The following is a 22,894-nucleotide window of genomic DNA, read 5'->3' on the forward strand; positions in this document are numbered from 1 at the left end:
AATGCTGCGAATCCTGCGCGCCCGCCTGCGGGCGACGACCCGGCCCGACGACGAGGGCATCGCCCTCGTGCTCGTGATCTCGATCGGCGCCGTGCTGACGATCATGATGACGGCGGCGATCGCCTACGGCCTCGGCGCGTTCCGCAAGGCCGACTCCGACGCCTCGTGGAGCTCGGCGATGGCGGCGGCGTACGCGGGCATCGAGGAGTACCAGAGCCGGCTGGCGAACGACCCGACCTACCTGCAGTACGGCAACTCCGCCTCCCGCTTCACGAACGGCGCCGAGAACGAGTCGGGCGAGGCGAGCATCGTCTCGCTCCCCACCGGCACCGCCGAGAACCGGGCCTTCGGGGTCGGGGCCGCCGGCACGTGGGCCGATGTGCCGGGATCCGACGGCGAGGCCTCGTACCGCTACGAGATCGACAACTCCCAGTACTACGAGACCGGCACTCTCTACCTGCGCTCGACGGGCCGCGTCGGCGACGAGACCCGCACGATCGTGGCCGACCTGCGCCAGCAGGGCTTCATCGACTTCCTCTACTTCACCGACTACGAGATCCAGGATCCGGTGATGAGCGGCGACGCCGCCTCGTGCGTGCGGTACGCCTACGCGGGTCGCGGCTCGGGATGCAGCGAGATCGCCTTCGGATCGAACGACGTCGTCGACGGCCCCGCGCACTCCAACGACCGCATCCGCATCTGCGAGGCGCGCTTCAAGGGGGCGCTGACCACCTCGTACAACCCGTCGTCGGGCCTGCGGTACAACCCGCGCAACTCCCTCAACAACTCCTGCGGGGGGCAGGTCTTCGACCTGGCCGGGTCGCCGGCGTACAGCCCGGTCATCGGCATGCCGCAGACCAACTCCCAGCTCAAGCGCGAGGTGCGCAGCGACCTGGCGACCGAGGTTCCGCTGCCCGGGTGCCTCTACACCGGGCCCACGAGCATCCAGCTGAACGCCAACGGCACGATCACCGTCCGCTCCCCGTGGACCCGCGCGACGCGCGTCACGGGCGATCCGGCGACGAGCGGATCGCAGCCCGCCGCCTGCGGCGCCATTGCCAGCCTGCGCTCGGCGGGCGGCGCCACCTTCACCCCGCCGGCCAACAACGTCATCTACGTGCAGAACGTGCCGACGGTGGCGTCCGATCCGAACTTCACCGCCTCCGGTTCGATGCCGTTCAGCGGCTTCGCGTGCAACGGGCTGAGCGGCAGCTCGCGCGTCGGCGGCGGCAGCGCGAACGGGTACGGCAACGGCATCGGCTACCCGACCACGAACGAGCGCATGACGCGCAACGACGCCTACGAGTGCCGCAACGGCGACGCCTTCGTGCAGGGAACCCTCGACGGGCAGCTGACGATCGCCGCCGAGAACTACATCTACGTCACCGGCAACATCGTCTACGAGGACGCCAACGAGGACATGCTCGGCCTCATCGGCACCGATGCGATCTGGATCTGGAACCCGGTGAACTCCAGCAGCAACTCCGTGCTCGGCGGCTCCAACCGCCGGGTCGACGCGGCGATGCTCTCGGTGGCGCACACCATGCAGGTGCAGAACTACGACCGCGGCGGCAACCGCGGTACGCTCACCGTCAACGGCGCGATCGCGCAGAAGTTCCGCGGCATCGTCCGCAGCGGATCGAACGGCTACGCCAAGAACTACCTGTACGACGAGCGCCTGCGGTACACCGCGCCGCCCAAGTTCCTCTCCCCGGTGACCACGACGTACGGCGTGACGGTGTGGATCGAGGTCGGCAGAGCCTTCAACGGTGATGGCACGGTGGCGGGATGACCGACCTCCTCGCCCTGCTGCCCCTGCTCGTCGCCCTCATCGGCGTGCTGGGGCTGCTCATCGGCTCGTTCCTCAACGTCGTCATCCATCGCGTACCGCGGGGCGAGTCGGTGGTGTCACCGCCGAGCAGCTGCCCGGGGTGCGGCGAGCGCATCGCGGCCTACGACAACGTGCCGGTGCTCTCGTGGCTGGTGCTGCGCGCCAAGTGCCGGAGGTGCGGAGAGCGCATCTCGGCCCGCTATCCGCTCGTCGAGGCCGCCACGGGCGTCGCCTTCGCCGGGGTCGCCCTCGTGTTCCTGCCGCCCGTGCTCGGGGCGGCGACGACGCCAGACGCGCTCGCGGCGATCGCGCAGCTGCTCGCCTTCCTCGTGCTGGCCGGCTCCGCCGTCGCCCTCGCCGCCATCGACCTCGACACGCACCGCCTGCCGAACCCGATCGTCTACTCGACGGGCATCGCGGGCCTCGTGCTGCTCGCGCTCGCCATGCTCGGCGACGCGCAGGCGGGCGACCTGGGTCGTGCGCTGGCCGGCGCGGGCATCCTCTTCGCCTTCTACCTCGCCCTCGCGCTCGCGCGACCCGGCGGGATGGGGCTCGGCGACGTCAAGCTCGCCGCCGTGCTCGGGCTCTACCTCGGGTGGGTCGGATGGGGGGCCCTCGCAGTGGGGGCTTTCGCCGCCTTCCTCATCGGTGGCATCGTCGGACTGCTGCTGATCGCAGTACGACGCGCACGGCGCGGAACGGGCATTCCGTTCGGGCCGTGGATGCTCGCGGGGGCGTGGATCGGCATCGTCGCGGGGGAGCCGCTCTTCACGGGCTACCTCGGTGCGGTCGGGCTCGTCTGAGGCCGACCGCCGCACAGCAGCGCAGCAGCATTCCTAGGGGGGAACAGCACATGAGTACATCCATCGTCGGAGTCGACATCGGCGGGGCGAGCCTTCGCGCCGTCGAAGTCAGCGGCGCAGACGGCGCCAAGCCGACCATCAGCCGCATCGCCGAGGTCGCCCTTCCGCCGGACGCCGTCCGCCGCGGCGAGGTCGTCGAGCCCAACACCGTCGCGGCAGTGCTGAAGAAGCTCTGGTCGACGGGCGGATTCTCGACGAAGAACGTCGTTCTCGGGATGGGCAATCAGAGGGTGCTCGCCCGCGATCTGTCGATGCCGAAGATGCCGCTCAAGCAGATCAAGGAGTCGCTGCCCTTCCAGGTGCAGGACATGCTACCGATGCCCGTCATGGATGCTGTGCTCGACTTCTACCCGGTCTCCGAGTCGATGGGCGAGCAAGGGCCGGTGGTCAACGGCATTCTCGTCGCCGCGGTCAAGGAGGCCGTGCTGGCCAACGTCAACACCGTTCGCCTCGCCGGGCTCAAGCCCGTCGGCGTCGACCTCAACCCCTTCGCGCTCAGCCGTGTCATCGGTCGTACCGAGCACGGCGACGGCGCGATCGCCGTCGTCGACATCGGCGGCTCGACGACGAGCATCCTCGTCATGACCGATGGCGTGCCCCAGTTCGTGCGCATCGTCGGTAGCGGCGGTGACGACATCACCCGGGCCGTCTCGACGCGCATGCAGATCGAGCTGCCGGAGGCGGAGCAGGCCAAACGGGCTGTGGGTCTGACCGATCAGCCGATCCCTGAAGAGCAGCGTCCGGCGCTCGAAGCCGTGTACGCGGCGGCCGGTGAGCTCGTCTCCAACATCCGCAACACGATCACCTTCTTCGACTCGACGCACGAGAAGCGGCGCGTCGTCCGCATCGTGCTCGTCGGCAACGGCGCGCGACTCGCCGGGCTGCCGAAGGCCCTCGCCGACTACACCCGCGTGCCGGTGACCTACGCCGACCCGCTCGGGGGCATCCCGCTCAGCGGTGCCGCCCAGAAGGCCGACCCGGCCGGACAGCACTCGCTCTCGCTCGCGCTCGGCCTCGCACTCGGAGCCGCCGCGTGAGCGCCCGCGGCACCGCGAGCGCCGGCGACCTCGTCATCGGCGGGATGCCGCGGGTCGACCTGCTGCCGAACGAGGTGCGCGTCGCCCAGCGCGGCGCCCGTCAGCGGGTGTGGCTCGGCGTCGCCGTGGTCGGCGCGCTGCTCATCACGGCCGGCGGGTACGGCGCGGCGAAGGTCACCTCCCTCGCGGCGGCCCTCGAGCTCTCGCGCGAGCAGGACCGCACGGTCGAGCTGCTCGCCGCCCAGTCGGAGTACTCCGAGCTGCGCACGCTGACCGGAACCCGGCAGGCGCTGCAGGACGCGCGCATCGCCGGCGCCTACTCCGAGATCGACTGGATGGCCCGGGTCGCCGAGGTGCAGGCGGCGCTGCCCGCCGACGCGGTGATCATCGAGATGGCGCTCGACAGCGGCGATTCGATGGTCGCCTACCCGCAGCCGACGACGCCGTTCTCCGCTCCCGTGAGCGCCGTCATGACGTTCACGGCCGTGACCCCGACCGTCCCGCGCGTCGCGGACTGGCTCGACGCCCTCGAGACGTCGGTGACCGGGTTCTCGGCGGCCGGCACGAGCGGCGTCTCGTGGGCGGAGGACGTCCAGCTCTACACGACCGGCATCGCCGTCGGCGTGACGCAGGGCGCGTGGAGCGGCCGGTACATCCCCGACGAGGTGATCGCCGCCGCGCAGGATCAGGCGGCCGAGCCCGTCGAGGCGACCGACGAGACGACCGACGCGGCAGGAGGAACCCCGTGAACCAGAACAGGCTCTGGGCCATCATCAGCGGTGCCCTCATCGTCGCCGTCGTCGCGCTCGGCCTCTTCCTGGGCGTGCAGCCCGAGCTCGCCGCCGCCGACCGCGCCCGCGACGACCGCGAGGCCGTCGAGGCCCAGAACCGCGGCCTCGAGGCGACGCTCGCGTCGCTGGAGGAGCAGGCGGCCGAGATGCCGACGATCCAGGCAGACATCGAGACGCTGCGCGAGAACGTGCCCGACCAGGTCGACGAGTCGACGCTGCTGCGCGAGCTCGACGCGATCGCCTCCTCGTCCGGCGCCCGTCTGCTGACGTACACGCCGCAGGAGCTCGTCGCCTACCTCGCCGCACCCGAGTTCGCCGGCGCCATCCCGAGCGGGGTGACGGGCGACACCTTCGCGGTGAAGCCGTTGACGATCTCCGCGCAGGGAACCCTCGAGCAGGTGACGGCCTTCGTCTCCGGCGTCCAGTCGGCCACCCGGCTGCTGCTCGTCAGCGACGTCGTCATGACCGTCGACGTCGAGGCCGGTCTGTACACGGCCGATCTCACGGGCAGCGCCTACGCGCTCGCCGAGGGCGCGCAGCCCGCGGCGGCCCCCGCCGAGGAGCAGCCGACCGGGGCGCTCGACGAGTAGCACCCCGCGCGACCCGCGACCGGCGCGGATGCCCCCCTCGGGCATCCGCGCCGTCGTCGTTGCTAGGGTTGCCGCGATCCGACTCCCAGCGAAGGGCTCCGCGATGTCCACCACCCCCACCCCGTCGGAACCCCGCGACGAGCACGATCCGACGATCGCGCACGATCGGGATGCCGCTGCCGGCCCGTCCGCCGCGACCGAGCAGCACGGCGCGCCCCTGATCGCCGACGAGCCCCGGGCCGAGGCCGAGCCCGAGCAGCCCGCCGCCGAGCCGACCGCCTCCGAGCCCGCCGACGACAGCCGCTGGGCCCCGCCGCCCGTCCGCCCCGAGCCGACCCCCGCCCTGGTCGACCCGGAGCCCGCGCCCGCGTCGCTCGCCGCCGACCCGACCCCCGACCTCGTCGAGCCGCAGCCCGCCGCCGCCCCGGTCGCCGGCTCCGCGACCGAACCCCGCACGACCGCCGGCGTCGACGTGCCCGAGCACGCTCCCGTCGTCCACGGTGCCGAGCGGCCCGCGCACGAGCCCACCGCCCCGGCGGACACCGCCGTGCAGCAGGCCGCCGTGCAGCAGGATTCCGCGCACGAGACCCCCGCCCACGAGACCCCCGCCCACGAGACCCCCGCCCACGAGCCCGCCGCCGTCGCCGCGTCCGCCGCCACCGCGGCCGCAGCCGCACCCGCCGCGCCCACGCCGACCGCCGATGCGTCGCCGCAGGTCGTCTACGTGCCCGCCCCGACCCCGCCCCGCAAGAAGGGCAACCGCGGCATGGGCGTGGGCATCGCGCTCGCGGCGACCCCGGTCTTCGCGGTCGTGTACGCGGCCTTCGCCCTGCTGTTCGTGGCGATCGCGGGCGGCGGCATCGTCGCGAGCGAGGCCGTCGACTTCTTCCTCACGCCCAGCTACTACCTGCCGATCGTCGCGTTCGCGCTCTTCTACGTGCTGCTCGCGCTCATCGTCAACCGCGCGGGCTGGTGGGCGCACGTGCTCGGCGGGTTCATCGTCGCCGCGCTCGTCTACCTGGTCTTCATCGGGTCGTCGCTGCTGACGGCCAACGCGCTCGGGGCCCCCGCCGCGCAGGTGCAGCTGTTCATCACCCAGCAGCTCGTGAACCCCATCGGCTGGGCGGCCGCGATCGCCGCGCGTGAGGTGCCGATCTGGGTGGGCGGGCTCGTCGCGAAGCGGGGCCGCACCGTGAAGACCCGCAACGTCGAGGCGCGCGAGGCTTACGAGCGCGAGCTCGCCGAATCGCGCGCCGCGCGCCCCGCGGCCTGACCTGCCCTGCGGTGTGACCCGCACTGCGACGTGACACGCGGCGACCTCGCGACGAGGCGACCGCGCGGTCGCGGCGCGGTCGTCGGGCGCCTACCGCGACTCCCCACGATCGCCGTTTGACCGCTCTGCCCGCGCCGCGTACTCTTGACCACGTGTGTGCGTGAGCGCGCGCCTGAGTCGTGCCACCGAGGTGGGGCGGGCAGCGCGGGCGAGAGCATCCACGATCGAGGGCCACGGGGCCGAGCAGCGCGAGAGCGCGACGCGCGGCCCGAGACGCCCCCACGGCATATCCGTCACCAGGGTCGAGCAGTCGACCACCGGCGGATTCGCGTGAGCCCGACCCGGTGAGAACCGCGCGTCGGGTTTGACCACACCGCAACCGCTGTCACCGTGCAGCACTGTCAAGGAGCAATTTTGCCCACAATTCAGCAGCTGGTCCGCAAGGGCCGCACGCCGAAGGTCGTCAAGACCAAGGCGCCGGCCCTCAAGGCCAACCCGCAGCAGCGCGGCGTGTGCACTCGCGTGTACACGACCACGCCCAAGAAGCCGAACTCGGCCCTCCGCAAGGTGGCCCGCGTCAAGCTCTCGAACGGTACCGAGGTCACGGCCTACATCCCCGGTGAGGGCCACAACCTGCAGGAGCACTCGATGGTGCTCGTCCGCGGCGGTCGTGTGAAGGACCTCCCCGGCGTGCGCTACAAGATCGTGCGCGGCGCGCTCGACACCCAGGCGGTCAAGAACCGTAAGCAAGCGCGCAGCCGCTACGGAGCGAAGATGGACAAGAAGTAATGCCTCGTAAAGGACCGGCCCCGAAGCGGCCCGTCGTCGCAGACCCCGTCTACGGCGCCCCGATCGTCAGCCAGCTCGTCAACAAGATCCTCCTCGATGGCAAGAAGGGTCTCGCCGAGCGCATCGTCTACGGCGCGCTCGAAGGCGTCTCGGCCAAGAACGGCCAGGATGCCGTCGTCACGCTGAAGAAGGCCCTCGACAACGTGCGCCCCACCCTCGAGGTGCGGTCGCGTCGTGTCGGTGGATCCACCTACCAGGTGCCCGTCGAGGTCAAGCCGCACCGCGCGAACACGCTCGCGCTGCGCTGGCTGACCAGCTACGCCAAGGCTCGTCGCGAGAAGACGATGACCGAGCGCCTCATGAACGAGATCCTCGACGCATCGAACGGCCTCGGCGCCGCGGTGAAGCGTCGCGAGGACACCCACAAGATGGCCGAGTCGAACAAGGCCTTCGCGCACTACCGCTGGTAACGACCAGCTCGCGAGCGGGGGCGGCGGGCCCCGCCCCTCGCCCCTGCTCGCACCCGCACTTTTTATCGAACCGGAGGAACCCCCTGTGGCACAGGACGTGCTGACCGACCTGAACAAGGTCCGCAACATCGGCATCATGGCGCACATCGACGCCGGCAAGACGACCACGACCGAGCGCATCCTGTTCTACACGGGCGTCAACCACAAGATCGGCGAGACGCACGACGGCGCCTCGACCATGGACTGGATGGCGCAGGAGCAGGAGCGCGGCATCACCATCACGTCAGCGGCGACGACGTGCTTCTGGAACAAGCACCAGATCAACATCATCGACACCCCCGGCCACGTCGACTTCACCGTCGAGGTCGAGCGCTCGCTGCGCGTTCTCGACGGCGCCGTCGCGGTGTTCGACGGCAAGGAGGGCGTCGAGCCCCAGTCCGAGACCGTCTGGCGCCAGGCCGACAAGTACGACGTGCCGCGCATCTGCTTCGTCAACAAGATGGACAAGCTCGGCGCCGACTTCTACTTCACCGTCGACACGATCATCAAGCGCCTCGGGGCGAAGCCGCTGGTCATCCAGCTTCCGATCGGCTTCGAGAGCTCCTTCGAGGGCGTCGTCGACCTCGTCGAGATGCGCGCGCTCACGTGGCGCGGCGATGCGAAGGGCGACGTCGCCATGGGTGCGAAGTACGAGATCGAGGAGATCCCGGCCGACCTCGTCGAGAAGGCCGCCGAGTACCGCACCGCGCTGCTCGAGGTCGTCGCCGAGACCGACGACGCGCTCATGGAGAAGTACTTCGGCGGTGAGGAGCTGACGGTCGCCGAGATCAAGGGCGCCATCCGCAAGCTCACGATCGCCTCCGAGATCTACCCCGTGCTCTGCGGCTCGGCGTTCAAGAACCGCGGCGTGCAGCCCATGCTCGACGCGGTCGTGGACTACCTGCCCAGCCCGCTCGAGGTGCCGCCGACGATCGCGCACGACCCGCGCGATGAGGAGAAGGAGATCGAGCGCCGTCCCGACGCCAGCGAGCCCTTCGCGGCCCTCGCGTTCAAGGTCGCCGTGCACCCGTTCTTCGGCCGCCTCACCTACGTGCGCGTCTACTCCGGCAAGATCGACTCCGGCGCCCAGGTCATCAACTCGACCAAGGGCAAGAAGGAGCGCATCGGCAAGATCTTCCAGATGCACGCCAACAAGGAGAACCCGGTCGACAGCGTCACCGCCGGTCACATCTACGCGGTCATCGGCCTCAAGGACACCACGACGGGCGACACGCTGTGCGACCCCAACGAGCAGGTCGTCCTCGAGTCCATGACCTTCCCCGAGCCCGTCATCGAGGTCGCCATCGAGCCGAAGACGAAGGCCGACCAGGAGAAGCTCGGCACGGCCATCCAGAAGCTGGCCGAGGAGGACCCGACGTTCCGCACGGAGCAGAACCAGGAGACCGGTCAGACGGTCATCAAGGGCATGGGCGAGCTGCACCTCGACATCCTGGTCGACCGCATGAAGCGCGAGTTCAACGTCGAGGCCAACGTCGGCAAGCCCCAGGTGGCCTACCGCGAGACGATCAAGAAGACGATCGAGAAGTTCGACTTCACCCACAAGAAGCAGACCGGTGGGTCGGGCCAGTTCGCGAAGATCCAGATCCGCCTCGAGCCCCTCGAGGTCACGCCCGAGACGAGCTACGAGTTCGTCAACGCCGTCACCGGTGGTCGCGTTCCGCGCGAGTACATCCCCTCGGTCGACGCGGGCATCCAGGACGCGATGCAGGTCGGCGTTCTCGCCGGCTTCCCGACGGTGGGCGTCAAGGCGTCGCTCCTCGACGGCGCGGCGCACGACGTCGACTCCTCGGAGATGGCGTTCAAGATCGCCGGCTCGATGGCCTACAAGGAGGCCGCTCGCAAGGCGACCCCCGTGCTCCTCGAGCCGCTCATGGCGGTCGAGGTGCGCACCCCCGAGGAGTACATGGGCGACGTCATCGGCGACCTGAACTCCCGTCGTGGGCAGATCCAGTCGATGGAGGATGCGACCGGCGTCAAGGTCGTCCGTGCCCTCGTCCCGCTGTCGGAGATGTTCGGCTACGTCGGAGACCTGCGGTCGAAGACCTCGGGCCGGGCCGTCTACTCGATGACCTTCGACAGCTACGCCGAGGTCCCGAAGGCCGTCGCCGACGAGATCGTCCAGAAGAGCAAGGGCGAGTAACCTCTCGCTCTGCGGTGCTCCCACGAGCATCGCTACGATGAACACACACCCAACAGCAGAGCGTCCGAGACCTTCGGATGCTGGCAACCGAGTCCTGAGGAGGACCCACAGTGGCTAAGGCCAAGTTCGAGCGGACCAAGCCGCACGTCAACATCGGAACGATCGGTCACGTCGACCACGGCAAGACCACGCTCACCGCCGCCATCTCGAAGGTGCTTGCCGACAAGTTCCCCTCGGCGACGAATGTGCAGCGTGACTTCGCGTCGATCGACTCGGCTCCCGAGGAGCGTCAGCGCGGCATCACGATCAACATCTCGCACGTCGAGTACGAGACGCCCAAGCGTCACTACGCTCACGTCGACGCCCCCGGCCACGCCGACTACATCAAGAACATGATCACCGGTGCCGCGCAGATGGACGGCGCGATCCTCGTGGTCGCGGCGACCGATGGCCCGATGGCCCAGACGCGCGAGCACGTGCTCCTCGCCAAGCAGGTCGGCGTGCCGTACCTGATGGTCGCCCTCAACAAGAGCGACATGGTCGACGACGAGGAGATCCTCGAGCTCGTCGAGATCGAGGTGCGCGAGCTCCTCTCGAGCCAGGGCTTCGACGGCGACAACGCCCCCGTCGTCCAGGTCTCGGGCCTCAAGGCGCTCGAGGGCGACGAGAAGTGGGTCCAGGCGATCCTCGACCTCATGGCCGCCGTCGACGAGTCGATCCCCGACCCGGTGCGCGACAAGGACAAGCCCTTCCTCATGCCGATCGAGGACGTCTTCACGATCACCGGTCGTGGAACCGTCGTCACGGGCCGCGCCGAGCGCGGCACCCTCGGCATCAACTCCGAGGTCGAGATCGTCGGCATCCGCCCGACGCAGAAGACCACGGTCACGGGTATCGAGATGTTCCACAAGCAGCTCGACGAGGCCTGGGCCGGCGAGAACTGCGGTCTGCTCCTCCGCGGCACCAAGCGCGAGGACGTCGAGCGCGGCCAGGTCGTCGTGAAGCCGGGTTCGGTGACCCCTCACACGAACTTCGAGGGCACCGCGTACATCCTCTCCAAGGACGAGGGTGGGCGTCACAACCCCTTCTACACGAACTACCGCCCGCAGTTCTACTTCCGCACCACCGACGTCACCGGCGTCATCTCGCTGCCCGAGGGCACCGAGATGGTCATGCCCGGCGACACCACCGACATGACGGTTGAGCTGATCCAGCCCATCGCCATGGAGGAGGGCCTCGGCTTCGCCATCCGCGAGGGTGGCCGCACCGTGGGCGCCGGCACGGTCACGAAGATCATCAAGTAGTTCTTCGCAGCACCACGAGCGGGGGTCGGGCGCAAGCCCGGCCCCCGCTTCGTCGTTCCCGCAGCGATTCAGCCGCCCTGAGCGCCATTCCGGCACGCGGGGCGCTACAGTCGCGGCAGAGCGTCCGTCACGAGGCTGATGCCCGGCGAAGGGCGGCACGCATGGGCAGGCGGATCCTCACCGAGGTCGGCTCGATCCTCGGCATCACGATCGTCCTCGCCCTCGTCGGGCTGTCGATCGTCACTGCGGGAGACGCCGCCGCACCGGGCGACATCGTTCCGAACGCCGCCCGGTTCCTCTTCGGCGCGACCGGCATCGCGATCGGCCTCTGGACCCTCCTGCTCATCGCCGGGTCCGTCGCGCTCCGCCACCGCCCGGTCGGCGTCCGCATCGGCGTGCACCTGCTGACCGCGGTCGTCGCGGTCGGCGTCAACACCGGCCTGCTCGCGCTGGTCGCGGGCCCGGCCGACAGCGGCTGGTCGGGCCTCATCATCGCGATCGCGCTCGGAGCGGGCGCCGTCCTCCTGGTCGCGGCCATCATCGCGGTACTCGTCACCGAGCTGCTGATCGTTTCCCCCCGTCGCAGGAGCCGGTGACCCACGCGAGTCAGCCCGCCGGGTCGCCCGCGGCACGCATCCCGGTGTCAGTAGCCGATGAACTCCTCCGTGAAGATGTCCCGCTCCGGCACCCCGAGACCCCGGAGGTCGGCGACAGCGCTACCCACTCGAGTGGGAGGGCCGGAGAGGTACCAGATCGCGTGCGGGTGCTCGTCACGAGCCCGCTCCAGGTCGGCGAGAGCCAGTGAGGAGGATCGAGCGAGAAGCCGGATCGCGGGGTTCTCCGCAGCGCACCGAGTGAGTTCATCCGCATAGGCGACGCGCCTCTCGTGATTCGCGACGTGCAGCACGGCGATGGGGACGGTCAGCGCCTCCTCGGAAGCGAAGCGAATCATGCTCACGTGAGGGGTGATTCCGACGCCGAACGCGACCAGGACGCGGGGCCTGTCGGACTTCCTCGTCAGCGTCACGTGGCCGTAAGGTCCCGACAGCCTGACCGTCGAACCGAAGGCGAGGCCGGCGAGGGTCCGCTTGTAGGCGCTCGGAGACCGTCGAAAGGCGACGGCCAGGATGTCTCTGTCGCTGGGCGACGAGGTGATCGAGAAGACGCGCGAACGGCCATGCGGGTCGCGTCCGTCCAGTGCGAGGACGCCCAGTTGTACGTGCTGCCCCGCGTCGAAATCGAAGCCCGGGGGGCGGCTCACCGAGATCTCGATCACATCCGGAGCGATCACTCTCCGATCCACGATGCGGGTCAGCCATGAACGTCGCCGAGCGACGTGCCCTCTCACCGACGATCCCTGCGTCTCCACGGCCTGCGGCCGGTCATCGCCCCGCACCCTACGGCCCGGCCGGCGTCACGACGGCGTCGGGGGGGAGCGTGAAGATCGCCGGATCGATGGGGTCATCCACTGCGTGGATGACCACGTTTACCGTGGTGCCGTCAGCGAGAGGGATCTGCTGCTCCCCCGCCCCGAACTGCGCCGCCCACTGCGCCGGTCCAGCGGAGAGATCGGGGAGCCCGAGGGCCTCCGGCTCCACAGGAGACAGCACGGACCAGGCCGGCGCGTCCGGGGATCCGTCATCCGACGTGTAGAGGGCGCGCTCATCGAATCGGTAGATCTGGTCGGACACGACCGTGCCGCCCGCTGTGATGGTCTGACGGAAGAACGGTTCCGTATCCAGGTCGACCAGCCACAGATCGATCGTTCGCTGCTCCTCGAGGATCGTCATCGCGAACGTCTGCGCGTAGGGAGCGGCGGTCTCGCTCTGCTGTGCCGCGGACGCTCTGCTGGTCACCTGCTGCTCGGCCGCGACGACGACGACCGACAGCAGGGCGAGAGGGAGGACGAGGCTCAGTCCGATCAGCGCGAGACCGGTCGCTCGCAGTGCACCTCTCATCGGGGGAGCTCCGCGCCAGGTCGACGCCTGTTCGACCGCATCAGAGCGCTCCGACCTTCTGTCGGCGCCAGACGGCGGCGGTGAATGCGGAGGCCTGAGCGCCGACCGCGGTCAGGAACAACGCCAGGTAGTAGTAGCGGAGCGGATTCGGTTCGTAGATCGTCAGCCTCGTCGGTGATGGCGAATAGTGGATGAAGGCGAAGTAGAGCACGTGCAGCGTGACGAGGTAGAAGGCCGCATAGGCCAGAGTGTGCATCCACTTCCATGAGCCGATCCCGAGAAACGCGACGGCACGATCGAAGGATGTCGCGGCGAGCGCGAGGCCGAGTCCGAGCGCAGCGACGCCGAGGAGGTTGGCGAGGCCGAAGCCGGGCTCTGCTCGCAGGTAGAGTCCCGACTCCGGTGAGAACTGGTACCCAAGAAGGCCGGCGACATCCCACCGGGCCCAGCCGTCCCAGACGAGGTAGCCGTGGAGCGCGCTGACGAGAGCGAACCAGATCCCGGCCTCTCGTCGCCAGGGGACCAGCCCGGAGAGTCGAGGCCACAGGCGGGCGAGCGGTCCGATGATGATGGCCCACCAGAGCAGCCCGATCGCCGACACCCCGAGCGACTTCCAGAGCCTCATGTCGGCGCTCCAGGAGCTGTACAGCGCCCAGGCCGCCCCCGCGAGCGCGAGGGCTATCGCCGCCATCACGAGGTGTCGGAGGGCGACCGTGCCCCCCGATCGTGCTCCTAGCATCATGGCCGATCCTCCTCGTCGCCCTTCCCCATGCAGTGAATCCTGTCACGCGTGACAATTGAATCCGCTCAGCGCCCCGTGAGACGGGCCGTCAGGGCGTCGGCGGCCGCGCGCACCGCGCGCGCGAGCGCGGCCTCGGCGAGGGCATCCACCGCCTCGCCCCGATAGGTCAGGCCGATGCCCGCACTCGGGTAGCCGGCGCGGTCGGTCGCCGCGGCGGCGACGGAGGAGTAGTCGGGCGTGATCTCTCCGTGCTCGCCGGCCCAGCCGCGCCCGCGCGCCTCGGCGAGGATGCCATCGAGCTCGCGCAGCGTCGCCGGGCCGATGCCGTGTCGCGTGATGAGCGCGTCGCGGTGCGGGTAGAGCGCCCGCACCTGCGCGGCGGGCAGCGCGGCGAGCATCGCGCGTCCGGTCGCGGTCAGGTGCGCGGGCAGGCGAACGCCGAGCCGCGCGACCGTCGTCGGCGCACGCGGAGCCGAGGCCTGGCCGACGTACGAGACGTCCGACCCGCTCAGCACCGCGAGCTGCGCGACCGCGGGCACGGGGGCCTCGGCGACGAGCCGCTCGATGAGCGGGTTGGCGAGGCGCGCGAGCCGGCTCGCCTGCAGCACGCTCGACCCGATCTGGGCGACGACCCCGCCGAGCCCGTACGCGCGCAGCTCGGGGTAGTGGACGACGTACCCCTCCTCCTGCAGCACGCGGATGAGCTGGTACGTCGACGACCGCGGCAGCCCGAGCTCGCGCGCGATCGTCGAGGCGGGCACGGGCTCGCTGTGGTGCGCGAGGTGCGTGACGATGCGCAGGGCCGCGCGCGCCGCGGGAACATCCGGCATCGCCCGGCCTCCGCTCTCTTGACCATCGCTCTCGTGAACATCGTCTGAAATCTCAGACACATTATCGCGCCGGGCCGGTGTCGCCGACGCGCGCGAGCGCTTCACTGGGGCCATGCGCATCACGGTCGGCTCCCGCACCCTCACTCGCGACGAGGTCGTCGCCGTCGCCCGCCACGACGCCGAGGTCGTCATCGACGCGGATGCCCTCGCCGCCATGACCGCGACGCGCGCGCTCATCGTTGGGCTGGCCCACGACACCGTGCCCCACTACGGCGTCTCGACCGGGTTCGGCGCCCTCGCGACCACGCACATCCCGCTCGCGAAGCGCGCCGAGCTGCAGCGCTCGCTCGTCCGCTCGCACGCCGCGAGCTCGGGGGCCGAGGTCGAGCGCGAGGTCGTCCGCGCGACGATGCTCCTGCGCCTCGCGACGCTCGCCACCGGCCGCACCGGCGCGCGCCCCGTCGTCGCCGAGACCTACGCGGCGATGCTCAACGCGGGGCTGACCCCGATCGTCGGCGAGTACGGCAGCCTCGGCTGCTCGGGCGACCTCGCGCCGCTCGCGCACTGCGCGCTCGCCGCGATGGGCGAGGGCTCGGTGCGGAACGCCGCGGGAGACCTCGTGCCCGCCGGCGACGCGCTCGCGGCGGCGGGCATCCGCCCACTCGAGCTCGAGGAGAAGGAGGGCCTCGCCCTCATCAATGGCACCGACGGCATGCTCGGGATGCTCTGCCTCGCGCTCGCCGACCTCGACGGCCTCGTGGCCACCGCCGACCTCGCCGCAGGTATGAGCGTCGAGGGCCAGCTCGGCACCGACGCGGTCTTCGCCTCGGATCTGCAGCAGCTGCGCCCCCACCCCGGCCAGGCGACGAGCGCCGCGAACCTGCGCGCCGTGCTCGCCGGATCGGCGATCGTCGCGAGCCACAGGACCGACGACTGCACGCGCGTGCAGGACGCGTACTCGCTGCGCTGCGCGCCGCAGGTGCACGGCGCCGTGCGCGACACGATGGCGCACGCCGCGCTCGTCGCGACCCGCGAGCTCGCGAGCGCGATCGACAACCCCGTCGTGACGCTCGACGGGCGGGTCGAGTCGAACGGCAACTTCCACGGGGCGCCCGTCGCGTTCGTTCTCGACTTCCTCGCGATCGCGGTCGCCGACCTCGCGAGCATGAGCGAGCGGCGCACCGATCGGTTCCTCGATAAGGCGCGCAATGCGGGGCTGCCGCCGTTCCTCGCGCACGACCCCGGGAGCCTCAACTCCATCGACAGCACCGACCCGGCCGCGGCGTTCCTCTCCGACGCGCCGTCGCTGATGTTCGGCGCCTTCTGATCGCACTCGCGCTGTGGACGGTGCTCGTGATCGTGGGGAACGTCCTCCATCGCAACCGCCGCCCCGGGGCCCGGGTGCTGCACAACCTGCTCTCCGCGCTCGGCGCGTCCCTGGTCAACGTCGTCGTGTTCGTGGTGATCGGCCTCACCGCCGGCGGGTGGGCGATGCTGCTCGTCGCCATCGTGCTGATGGCAGCCATCGCCTTCCTCGTGGCGGCCGCCATCGCCATCCCCGTGACGCACCTCGCGCTCTTCCGGAGAGCGGGCGCCGCTCGGGCCGATCACAGCGTGCTCATGCCTCCATCGACGAAGAACATGCCGCCGGTGGCGTAGGACGCCTCGTCGCTGGCCAGGAACACCATCACCCCGGTGACGTCGTCCGGCGTGCCGGACCGGCCGAGCGGGACTCGTCCGACGATGGCCGCCGCTGATTCCGGATCGTCCGCGATGGCGGCCACGAGGGGCGTGGCGGTGTATCCGGGAACGACCGTGTTCACGCGGATCCCGCTGCGGGCGTAGTCCGCAGCGACGGTGCGCGCCAGCCCATGTCCGCCCGCCTTCGAGGCGGAGTAGGCGGTGAATCCCGCGCCCTCCCCGGTGACCCCGGTCGGGCTGCCGGTGACGATGATGGAGCCTCCCCGGCCGAGCATGGCCCGCACGCCGTGCTTCAGGGTCAGGAACGTGCCGGTCAGGTTCACCTCGATGGTCTTCCGCCAGGCCGCGAGGTCGAGCTCGGCAACCGGCGCGTCCTCGCCGAAGGCCTGGATGCCGGCGTTCGCCACGACCACGTCGAGCCGTGCGCCCGCGGCGGCGACGGCGGAGAACGCGGCGACGACCGACGGCTCGTCGGCGATGTCGACGTGGAGGGCGTGCCCGCGACCCGCCGCCTCAGCCGCGGCCTCCTGTGCGGCATGGAGATCCCGGTCGGCGAAGAACACCTCGGCGCCCTCCCCGGCGAACGCGAGCGCCGCGGCGCGGCCGATTCCGGAGCCGGCGCCCGTCACGAGCGCGGTCTTGCCCGCGAGTCTGCCGTGCGGTCGCTCCGTCACGCGTCCGCCCCCGGTTCCGCCGACTCCGACGGACCAACGCTGCTGTAGTAGTGCCTCGAGTCCTCCAGATGGTCGTCCATGGCGTTCCGGGCCGCCGTTGCGTCCCGATCGCGGATCGCCTTCAGCACCGAGGCATGCTGGGCGACCGCCAGCGCCGGCCTGCCCTCCACCTGAAGGCTGCGCACCCGGATCGAGCGCATGGTGGCGTTGATCGACTCGATCAGCGTCACCGCCAGCGCGTTGTGGGTCGCGACCGCGATCAGGCGGTGGAACTCGGCGTCGTGGACCGCGGTCTGCTCGGCGCTCGCCCCGTTCTTCATGGCGTCGAGCTCGCGCTCCATCGCGTCCACATCGTCGTCGGTGGCTCGCTCGCACGCCAGCTCGACGAGCCTCAGCTCGAGCGTGATGCGGATCTCCGCGATGTGGCCCGGCTGGATGATGTCCTGGGATTGCGCACCGCGCAGGTAGCGCTCAAGCGTCTCCGCAGCGTGGGTGCCGGAGACGACCGCCACCGTCGCCCCACGTGGCGACTTGATCTCCAGCACGCCGTTCGCCTCGAGACCGCGGACCGCCTCGCGGATCACCGTCCGGGAGACCCCGAACTGGGCACTGAGCGCACGCTCGGTCGGGAGAGTGGCGCCCGGCTGAAGGCGGCCGGAGGCCATGGCGTCGAGGAGCTCTTCGGTGACCTGAGTCGCGAGCGACGGCCGACGCGGGATCGCACTGAATTCGCTCATCCTGCTCCACTTCCGGGGTTCAACATCACTGCTCGCTGTGGAAACCGTACCGCATAAAGGGTTTGGCATACCAAGATCCATGCGCGGATGTGTGCACCGCGCGGCGACGGCATTTCACGGCCGGATTCCGCGCCGAGCCGAACCCGCACCCAGGTCTTGCCCAGCAAAACCGCGAAACCATGCGAATCACCCGACACGCTGGGCCGCGGTTGTGGTCTCGTGCCAGCCACGCTACGTTGTGGCATACCAAAGACGAACAACGCTGGTTGTTCTGAGTCATGGTTGTTCTGAGTCAAGGAGGCCTCATGGCAAGAAAACGATCCATCGCGTTCGGCGCAGCAGCGCTCGTCGCGGTCACAGCACTCGCCGGCTGCGCGACGACGGGTGGTGGCTCATCGTCCGGCAAGCCCGCCGAGGACATCAGCGTCGACGTCGGCGGTGACCTCTCCGGGAAGAGCATCTGCTTCGGGTTCTCCGGCAGTGAGACGGAGTTCTGGGCGGCCGGCATCAAATCGATCACGGACTCCCTGGAGGCGGCGAACGCGAAGGTCATCTCCCACAACTCGAACGAGGACCCGAACCGCCAGCTCGAGCAGGTGCGCGACTGCATCACCCAGGGCGTCGACGGCATCATCGTCATCCCCGAGGACGGGTCCAGCGCGCTGACGATCATCGAAGAAGCCAACGCCGCAGACATCCCGATCGGCATCTTCAACCGCCCGCCGGCGAGCGAGGACGGGGCGGCGCTGGTCGCGGTCGCGGACAACCGGGACATCTCCAAGCAGACCAACGAGTACCTCGCCGAGCAGGCGAAGGAGCTCGGCCGCAAGGTGCAGCCCCTGATCATGGTCGGGAACCTCAGCGACCAGAACGCCGTGGAGCGCCGGAACGGCTTCTACGACGTGATCGAGGCCAACCCGGACCTCTTCGAGGAGCCGATCGAGGTGCAGACCAACTGGGACGCCGCGACCGGTCAGTCCAACCTGGCGGCGGCGATGCAGGCGAACCCGGACGTGGATCTGCTGTTCACCTCGAGCGACTTCCTGTTCCCGCAGATCCAGTCGGTGCTCGAGCCGCTCGGCAAGTGGGTGCCGGTCGGCGAGGAGGGGCACGTCATCATGGGCGGCCTCGACGGTGACAACCGGGCGTGCAGCCTGATCAAGGAGGGCTACGTGGACGCCACCGGCGTGCAGGACCTCTTCTACGAGGCGGAGTCGCTGCTGAAGGCGCTCGCCGAGGCGATCAACGCCGGCGAGACGCAGCCCGACGAGCTGCTCATCGATCCCGGGTTCGCCCTCACCCAGGCGAACCTGGCGGACCGCGAGAAGGACATGTGGGGCTGTGTGATCACGCCCCCGAACAGCTGACCCGCCCCCCCAGGCCCGGCACCCCGGACGAATCACCTCGTCCGGGGCGCCGCGCCGAGCCGCCCCCTGCTCCGGCCGCACCAGTGGCCCGGACGACGATCTCCCCCGATTCGAAGGAAGGAGCCTGAGTATGTCCACCGTTCAGGCGCCGCATGCCGCGGGCAACCAGGAACCAGGAACGGCTGATCATCGCCGAAACGCGGTGCGGCGGTTCCTGGCCGGCGAGGGATTCGTCGCCGTGCTCATCGTGGTCTACATCCTGGCCATATCGCCGTTCGCGAGCGGGATGCTCACCGAGCGCAACGCCCTGAACGTCATGTCGAACCTCTGGCCGCTCGCGATCATCGTCGTGGGGCAGACCTTCGTGCTCATCCTCGGCGGCATCGATCTCGCCCAAGCGGCGACGATCAACATCACCAACACCTTCGGTGCGCTGCTGCTCACCCAGGCCCTCGAGCCGGCACTGTTCGGGAACACGGCCTTCTGGGGCACCCTCATCGGAGAAGACGGCGGCCCGCTCGCCGGCTCGGCGGCCGGGATGCCGCTCGCCGTGCTCATCATGCTGCTGATCGGAGGCGCCCTCGGCGCCCTGAACGGCTTCGCGGTCGCCAGGCTGGGCATGCCGCCGTTCATGGTGACGCTCGGCACGCTGCTTCTCTTCAGCGCCATCTCGGTCTGGATGACCCGCAGCGAGAACGTGCCCGGGCTCCCCGCCGCTTACACCGCCCTCGGCAGGGAGGCCATCTGGGGCCCGATCACCTACCCGATGATCGTCGCCCTCCTGGTCGCCGCGGCGGCCCACTTCGTGCTCAGCCGGACCACCTTCGGCGGCTGGGTCTACGCCTCCGGCACGAACAGGTCGGCCGCCATCATCTCGGGCGTCCCGTACCAGCGCGTCGTCATCTCCGCCTACATGCTGAGCGCCATGTTCGCGACCCTCGGCGGCATCCTCTACTCCATGCGGCTCGGCGCCGGTCGGCCGACCCTCGCCGACGACATGCTGCTCGACGTCATCGGAGCCGCGGTGATCGGCGGCATCTCCCTGTTCGGCGGCAAGGGGAGCGTGCTCGGCGCGTTCCTCGGAGCGCTGTTCTTCGTCGTGCTGGCCAACAGCCTGAACCTGATGAACCTGCCCTTCACCGTGGTCTTCATCGTCAAGGGGCTCGTCATCGTTGCGGCAGCCCTGCTCGACGTCGCCCGCACCCGGATCCTGGGAGGTGTTCGGTGAGCGTCCCCCGTCTCCAGCTCGACTCGATCTCACACAGCTTCTACGGGGTCACCGTGAACCGCGACGTGAACCTCACGGTCGGGCCGGGCGAGGTGCTCGGGCTGGTCGGCGAGAACGGCGCCGGCAAGAGCACCCTGATGAACATCGTGGGCGGCCTGATCCGCCCCGTGGAGGGGAAGCTCTTCGTCGACGGTGAGCCGTACGCTCCGCACAGCCCCGCCGAGGCGCGCCGCCACGGCATCGCCCATGTGCACCAGGAGCTGAACCTCTTCTCGCAGCTCTCCGTCACCGACAACGTCTTCCTCACCGCGTTCCCGAGGAAGGCCGGGGTGTTCACGGACCGGAAGCGCGCTCGGCAGCAGACGATCGAGGCCCTGGCGCTGCTGGACCTGGAATTCCCGCCCGGCACACTGGTGGAGAACCTCAGTCCTGGGCAGCGCCAGATGCTCGAGATCGCGAAGGCGGCGGTCGGCGACCCCAAGCTCATGATCCTCGACGAGCCGACCACGTCGCTCACCTCCCGCGAGACCAGGAAGCTCTTCGAGCTCATCGGGCGGATGACCTCCAACGGCACGTCGATCATCTACGTCTCCCACATCCTGGAGGACGTCAAGCGGCTGTCCGACCGCATCGCGATCATGCGCGACGGCGCGCTGGTCGAGGTGCGGGACGAGCAGGCGCTGCCGACGGCGGAGCTGATCACGCTGATGGTGGGTCGCTCGCTGGACAAACGGTTCCCGGATCGCAGTGGTGCACCCGGAGCGGACACCGTGCTCGCTGTGGACAAGCTCTCCGCCACCGGCGTCGTGGAGGACGTCTCGCTCCGGGTGAACGCCGGCGAAGTGGTCGGCCTCTTCGGCCTCATGGGGGCGGGGCGGACGGAACTCGCCCGCCTCATCTACGGACTCGACGCCGCCGACAGCGGCACCATCACGATCGGCGGGCGGGACATCACCGGCGCCACCACCCGCAGCCGCATCGCGAGCGGGCTCTCGTTCGTGACGGAGGATCGGCGCGGCGAAGGCCTGCTGATGGACTACGCCGTCACCACGAACGCCGCGCTGCCGTCGCTGCGGAGATGGGCGAGATGGCTGCTCGGCCCGCTGAACCGCAGGCAGCTCGGCAACGACGTCGCCGAGGTCACGTCCGACCTCCGTCTGAAGGCCGCCAACCTGACCGAGTCGCCGGTCCGTTCGCTCTCCGGCGGGAACCAGCAGAAGGTCGTGCTCGCCAAGTGGCTGCTCACCCGACCCAAACTCCTGATCCTCGACGAACCGACCCGCGGGGTCGACGTCGGGGCCCAGTACGAGGTGTACCGCACCGCGCTCGAACTCGCCGACTCCGGCACCGGTCTGCTGGCGATCTCATCGGAGCTGCCGGAACTCATCGGAATCTGCGACCGCATCCTCGTCATGCGGATGGGGCGGATCGTCGCGGAGTTCCCGCGCGATCGATTCGAAGCCAGACGAATCCTTGGGGCCGCCTTCGGTGAGGCCCCACCGGTCCCGAGCGAGGTGGCATGAGCATGCAACGACTGAGGAACATCGCACTGCACAACGTGCCGGTGCTGCTGCTCGTGCTGGTCTTCGTGATCTTCTCCGTGCTCGACAACCGGTTCTTCGACGTGCAGACCCTCGCGACCGTCGCTCGGGGCACGGCCTACATCGGCATCGTCGCGGTCGGGATGACGCTGGTGCTGATGACGGCGGGGATCGACCTCTCGGTCGGCGCGATCCTGTACCTCACGGCGGTCGTCGTCGGACAGACCGTCAACGCGTACGCGGTTCCGGTCGCGCTCGTCCCGGTGATCGCCATCGCCGTCGGCGTCGTGCTGGGCTCGATCAACGGCTTCACCGTCTCAGTGCTCAGGGTCATCCCGTTCATCGTGACGCTGGCGATGCTCACGGCGTTCCGGGGGTTCGGCCTTCAGCTCTCCGGATCCCGGGAGGTGAACTACCCTCCGGTGATCGGGCAGCTGGGCTCGGAGGCGATCCTCGGCGTTCCCCTGCCGGTGTGGATCTTCGCCATCGTGGTTGCGCTCGCCCATGTCGTCGTCACCCGCACACCGTTCGGGCGCCAGCTGCTTGCCACCGGTGAAGACCGCGCCGCGGCAGAGCGTGCCGGCATCCCGGTGCGCCGCATCCTGTTCGCCGTCTACGTCATCTCCGGCGCTCTGGCGGGGCTCGGCGCATTCGTCGCCATGACGCAGCTGCGGACCGCGGCGCCGGGCTTCGGCACCGGCGACGAGTTCGACGCCATCGCCGCGGCGGTCCTCGGTGGCACCAGCCTGTTCGGCGGCCGCGGATCCGTGTTCCCGGGAACCGTCGTCGGAGCCCTGCTCATCCAGCTGATCCAGACGGGGCTGCAGTTCATGCGCGTCGACCTGTACGTCACGCCGATGGTGCAGGCGGCGATCATCCTGCTCGCGGTGTTCGCTGACAGTCTCCGCACGAAGCGCCTGGAGAAGCTCACCCGCCGTGTGGTGACCTCCGGCCGGGCCGAGGAATAG

22 protein-coding genes and 1 pseudogene are annotated in these 22,894 nt (G+C 69.8%); 17 read left to right on the top strand and 6 right to left on the bottom strand.

The features are described from left to right. Window position 1: 1 nt before the first annotated feature. The 11 genes from HGB54_RS01540 (at window position 2) to HGB54_RS01590 (ending at window position 11,744) form a co-directional block, all read left to right on the top strand. The gene (locus tag HGB54_RS01540; protein ID WP_168914890.1) at window positions 2-1,792 is read left to right on the top strand and encodes a hypothetical protein; all 1,791 of its coding nucleotides are present in this window, start codon (window positions 2-4) and stop codon (window positions 1,790-1,792) included. Beyond that, entirely contained in the window at window positions 1,789-2,634 is an 846-nt protein-coding gene (locus HGB54_RS01545; protein ID WP_168914891.1) for a prepilin peptidase, read from the top strand. Before HGB54_RS01540 ends, HGB54_RS01545 begins: the two co-directional genes overlap by 4 nt. 50 nt (window positions 2,635-2,684) lie before the next feature. Further along, a complete protein-coding gene (gene pilM, locus HGB54_RS01550) occupies window positions 2,685-3,731 on the top strand; it encodes a type IV pilus assembly protein PilM (protein ID WP_168914892.1) in 1,047 nt (348 codons plus the stop codon). Then, window positions 3,728-4,480, top strand: a complete 753-nt coding sequence (locus tag HGB54_RS01555) for a hypothetical protein (protein WP_168914893.1) — start codon at window positions 3,728-3,730, stop codon at window positions 4,478-4,480. Before pilM ends, HGB54_RS01555 begins: the two co-directional genes overlap by 4 nt. Then, entirely contained in the window at window positions 4,477-5,112 is a 636-nt protein-coding gene (pilO, locus tag HGB54_RS01560) for a type 4a pilus biogenesis protein PilO (RefSeq protein WP_168914894.1), read from the top strand. The genes HGB54_RS01555 and pilO overlap by 4 nt, the downstream gene beginning before the upstream one ends. A gap of 103 nt (window positions 5,113-5,215) precedes the next feature. Continuing rightward, the gene (locus tag HGB54_RS01565) at window positions 5,216-6,385 is read left to right on the top strand and encodes a hypothetical protein (RefSeq protein ID WP_168914895.1); all 1,170 of its coding nucleotides are present in this window, start codon (window positions 5,216-5,218) and stop codon (window positions 6,383-6,385) included. 414 nt (window positions 6,386-6,799) lie between these two features. Continuing rightward, complete coding sequence (rpsL, locus tag HGB54_RS01570) at window positions 6,800-7,174, top strand: 30S ribosomal protein S12 (protein WP_055857271.1); 375 nt, start codon at window positions 6,800-6,802, stop codon at window positions 7,172-7,174. Then, the gene (rpsG, locus tag HGB54_RS01575) at window positions 7,174-7,644 is read left to right on the top strand and encodes a 30S ribosomal protein S7 (protein ID WP_104265237.1); all 471 of its coding nucleotides are present in this window, start codon (window positions 7,174-7,176) and stop codon (window positions 7,642-7,644) included. Before rpsL ends, rpsG begins: the two co-directional genes overlap by 1 nt. Window positions 7,645-7,729: 85 nt before the next feature. Then, window positions 7,730-9,844, top strand: coding sequence for an elongation factor G (gene fusA, locus HGB54_RS01580; RefSeq protein ID WP_168914896.1), 2,115 nt, complete (start codon window positions 7,730-7,732; stop codon window positions 9,842-9,844). A gap of 110 nt (window positions 9,845-9,954) precedes the next feature. After that, window positions 9,955-11,148: an elongation factor Tu gene (gene tuf / locus HGB54_RS01585; RefSeq protein ID WP_168914897.1), complete on the top strand. Its 1,194-nt coding sequence runs from the start codon at window positions 9,955-9,957 to the stop codon at window positions 11,146-11,148. Window positions 11,149-11,309: 161 nt separating this feature from the next. After that, a complete protein-coding gene (locus HGB54_RS01590) occupies window positions 11,310-11,744 on the top strand; it encodes a hypothetical protein (protein ID WP_168914898.1) in 435 nt (144 codons plus the stop codon). Window positions 11,745-11,791: 47 nt separating this feature from the next. Here HGB54_RS01590 and HGB54_RS01595 read toward each other — a convergent pair whose 3' ends face one another. The 4 genes from HGB54_RS01595 to HGB54_RS01610 all read right to left on the bottom strand — a co-directional run bounded on the left by HGB54_RS01595 (window position 11,792) and on the right by HGB54_RS01610 (window position 14,678). Beyond that, window positions 11,792-12,439: an FAD-dependent oxidoreductase gene (locus HGB54_RS01595; protein ID WP_168914899.1), complete on the bottom strand. Its 648-nt coding sequence runs from the start codon at window positions 12,437-12,439 to the stop codon at window positions 11,792-11,794. A gap of 106 nt (window positions 12,440-12,545) precedes the next feature. Continuing rightward, entirely contained in the window at window positions 12,546-13,106 is a 561-nt protein-coding gene (locus HGB54_RS01600; protein ID WP_168914900.1) for a hypothetical protein, read from the bottom strand. Window positions 13,107-13,146: 40 nt separating this feature from the next. Next, window positions 13,147-13,731, bottom strand: coding sequence for a ferric reductase-like transmembrane domain-containing protein (locus tag HGB54_RS01605; protein ID WP_168914901.1), 585 nt, complete (start codon window positions 13,729-13,731; stop codon window positions 13,147-13,149). 182 nt (window positions 13,732-13,913) lie between these two features. Then, entirely contained in the window at window positions 13,914-14,678 is a 765-nt protein-coding gene (locus tag HGB54_RS01610) for an IclR family transcriptional regulator (RefSeq protein WP_168914902.1), read from the bottom strand. Between the two features lie 112 nt (window positions 14,679-14,790). Between HGB54_RS01610 and HGB54_RS01615 the strand changes: the two are divergent. Beyond that, window positions 14,791-15,924: pseudogene (locus HGB54_RS01615) on the top strand (aromatic amino acid lyase); the annotation flags it as partial. A 113-nt stretch (window positions 15,925-16,037) separates the two neighbouring features. After that, window positions 16,038-16,337: a hypothetical protein gene (locus HGB54_RS01620; protein WP_168914904.1), complete on the top strand. Its 300-nt coding sequence runs from the start codon at window positions 16,038-16,040 to the stop codon at window positions 16,335-16,337. On the opposite strand, the gene HGB54_RS01625 is transcribed toward HGB54_RS01620, so the two are convergent. Both HGB54_RS01625 and HGB54_RS01630 read right to left on the bottom strand, forming a co-directional pair. After that, a complete protein-coding gene (locus HGB54_RS01625; protein ID WP_168914905.1) occupies window positions 16,286-17,053 on the bottom strand; it encodes an SDR family NAD(P)-dependent oxidoreductase in 768 nt (255 codons plus the stop codon). The two genes, HGB54_RS01620 and HGB54_RS01625, sit on opposite strands and share 52 nt — an antisense overlap. After that, window positions 17,050-17,790, bottom strand: a complete 741-nt coding sequence (locus HGB54_RS01630) for a FadR/GntR family transcriptional regulator (protein ID WP_168914906.1) — start codon at window positions 17,788-17,790, stop codon at window positions 17,050-17,052. Before HGB54_RS01630 ends, HGB54_RS01625 begins: the two co-directional genes overlap by 4 nt. A gap of 305 nt (window positions 17,791-18,095) precedes the next feature. On the opposite strand from HGB54_RS01630, the gene HGB54_RS01635 reads away from it, so the two are divergent. The 4 genes from HGB54_RS01635 to HGB54_RS01650 all read left to right on the top strand — a co-directional run bounded on the left by HGB54_RS01635 (window position 18,096) and on the right by HGB54_RS01650 (window position 22,894). Then, a complete protein-coding gene (locus tag HGB54_RS01635) occupies window positions 18,096-19,157 on the top strand; it encodes a sugar ABC transporter substrate-binding protein (RefSeq protein WP_168914907.1) in 1,062 nt (353 codons plus the stop codon). 130 nt (window positions 19,158-19,287) lie between these two features. Next, window positions 19,288-20,385: an ABC transporter permease gene (locus HGB54_RS01640; RefSeq protein ID WP_168914908.1), complete on the top strand. Its 1,098-nt coding sequence runs from the start codon at window positions 19,288-19,290 to the stop codon at window positions 20,383-20,385. After that, on the top strand, window positions 20,382-21,908 hold the full coding sequence (locus HGB54_RS01645) for a sugar ABC transporter ATP-binding protein (protein WP_168914909.1): 1,527 nt from the start codon (window positions 20,382-20,384) through the stop codon (window positions 21,906-21,908). The genes HGB54_RS01640 and HGB54_RS01645 overlap by 4 nt, the downstream gene beginning before the upstream one ends. Window positions 21,909-21,949: 41 nt before the next feature. Next, window positions 21,950-22,894, top strand: a complete 945-nt coding sequence (locus HGB54_RS01650; protein ID WP_168914910.1) for an ABC transporter permease — start codon at window positions 21,950-21,952, stop codon at window positions 22,892-22,894.

It is taken from the genome of Microcella flavibacter (genome assembly GCF_012530535.1).
In the GTDB taxonomy this organism is placed as follows: Bacteria; Actinomycetota; Actinomycetes; order Actinomycetales; family Microbacteriaceae; genus Microcella; species Microcella flavibacter.

Bases quoted from the DNA above. Each gene is read 5' to 3' on its own strand.
- HGB54_RS01540 (WP_168914890.1), top strand. From the start codon at position 2: ATGCTGCGAATCCTGCGCGCCCGCCTGCGGGCGACGACCCGGCCCGAC.
- HGB54_RS01545 (WP_168914891.1), top strand. From the start codon at position 1,789: ATGACCGACCTCCTCGCCCTGCTGCCCCTGCTCGTCGCCCTCATCGGC.
- pilM (WP_168914892.1), top strand. From the start codon at position 2,685: ATGAGTACATCCATCGTCGGAGTCGACATCGGCGGGGCGAGCCTTCGC.
- HGB54_RS01565 (WP_168914895.1), top strand. From the start codon at position 5,216: ATGTCCACCACCCCCACCCCGTCGGAACCCCGCGACGAGCACGATCCG.
- rpsG (WP_104265237.1), top strand. From the start codon at position 7,174: ATGCCTCGTAAAGGACCGGCCCCGAAGCGGCCCGTCGTCGCAGACCCC.
- HGB54_RS01590 (WP_168914898.1), top strand. From the start codon at position 11,310: ATGGGCAGGCGGATCCTCACCGAGGTCGGCTCGATCCTCGGCATCACG.
- HGB54_RS01600 (WP_168914900.1), bottom strand. From the start codon at position 13,106: ATGAGAGGTGCACTGCGAGCGACCGGTCTCGCGCTGATCGGACTGAGC.
- HGB54_RS01605 (WP_168914901.1), bottom strand. From the start codon at position 13,731: ATGAGGCTCTGGAAGTCGCTCGGGGTGTCGGCGATCGGGCTGCTCTGG.
- HGB54_RS01610 (WP_168914902.1), bottom strand. From the start codon at position 14,678: ATGCCGGATGTTCCCGCGGCGCGCGCGGCCCTGCGCATCGTCACGCAC.
- HGB54_RS01630 (WP_168914906.1), bottom strand. From the start codon at position 17,790: ATGAGCGAATTCAGTGCGATCCCGCGTCGGCCGTCGCTCGCGACTCAG.
- HGB54_RS01635 (WP_168914907.1), top strand. From the start codon at position 18,096: ATGGCAAGAAAACGATCCATCGCGTTCGGCGCAGCAGCGCTCGTCGCG.
- HGB54_RS01640 (WP_168914908.1), top strand. From the start codon at position 19,288: ATGTCCACCGTTCAGGCGCCGCATGCCGCGGGCAACCAGGAACCAGGA.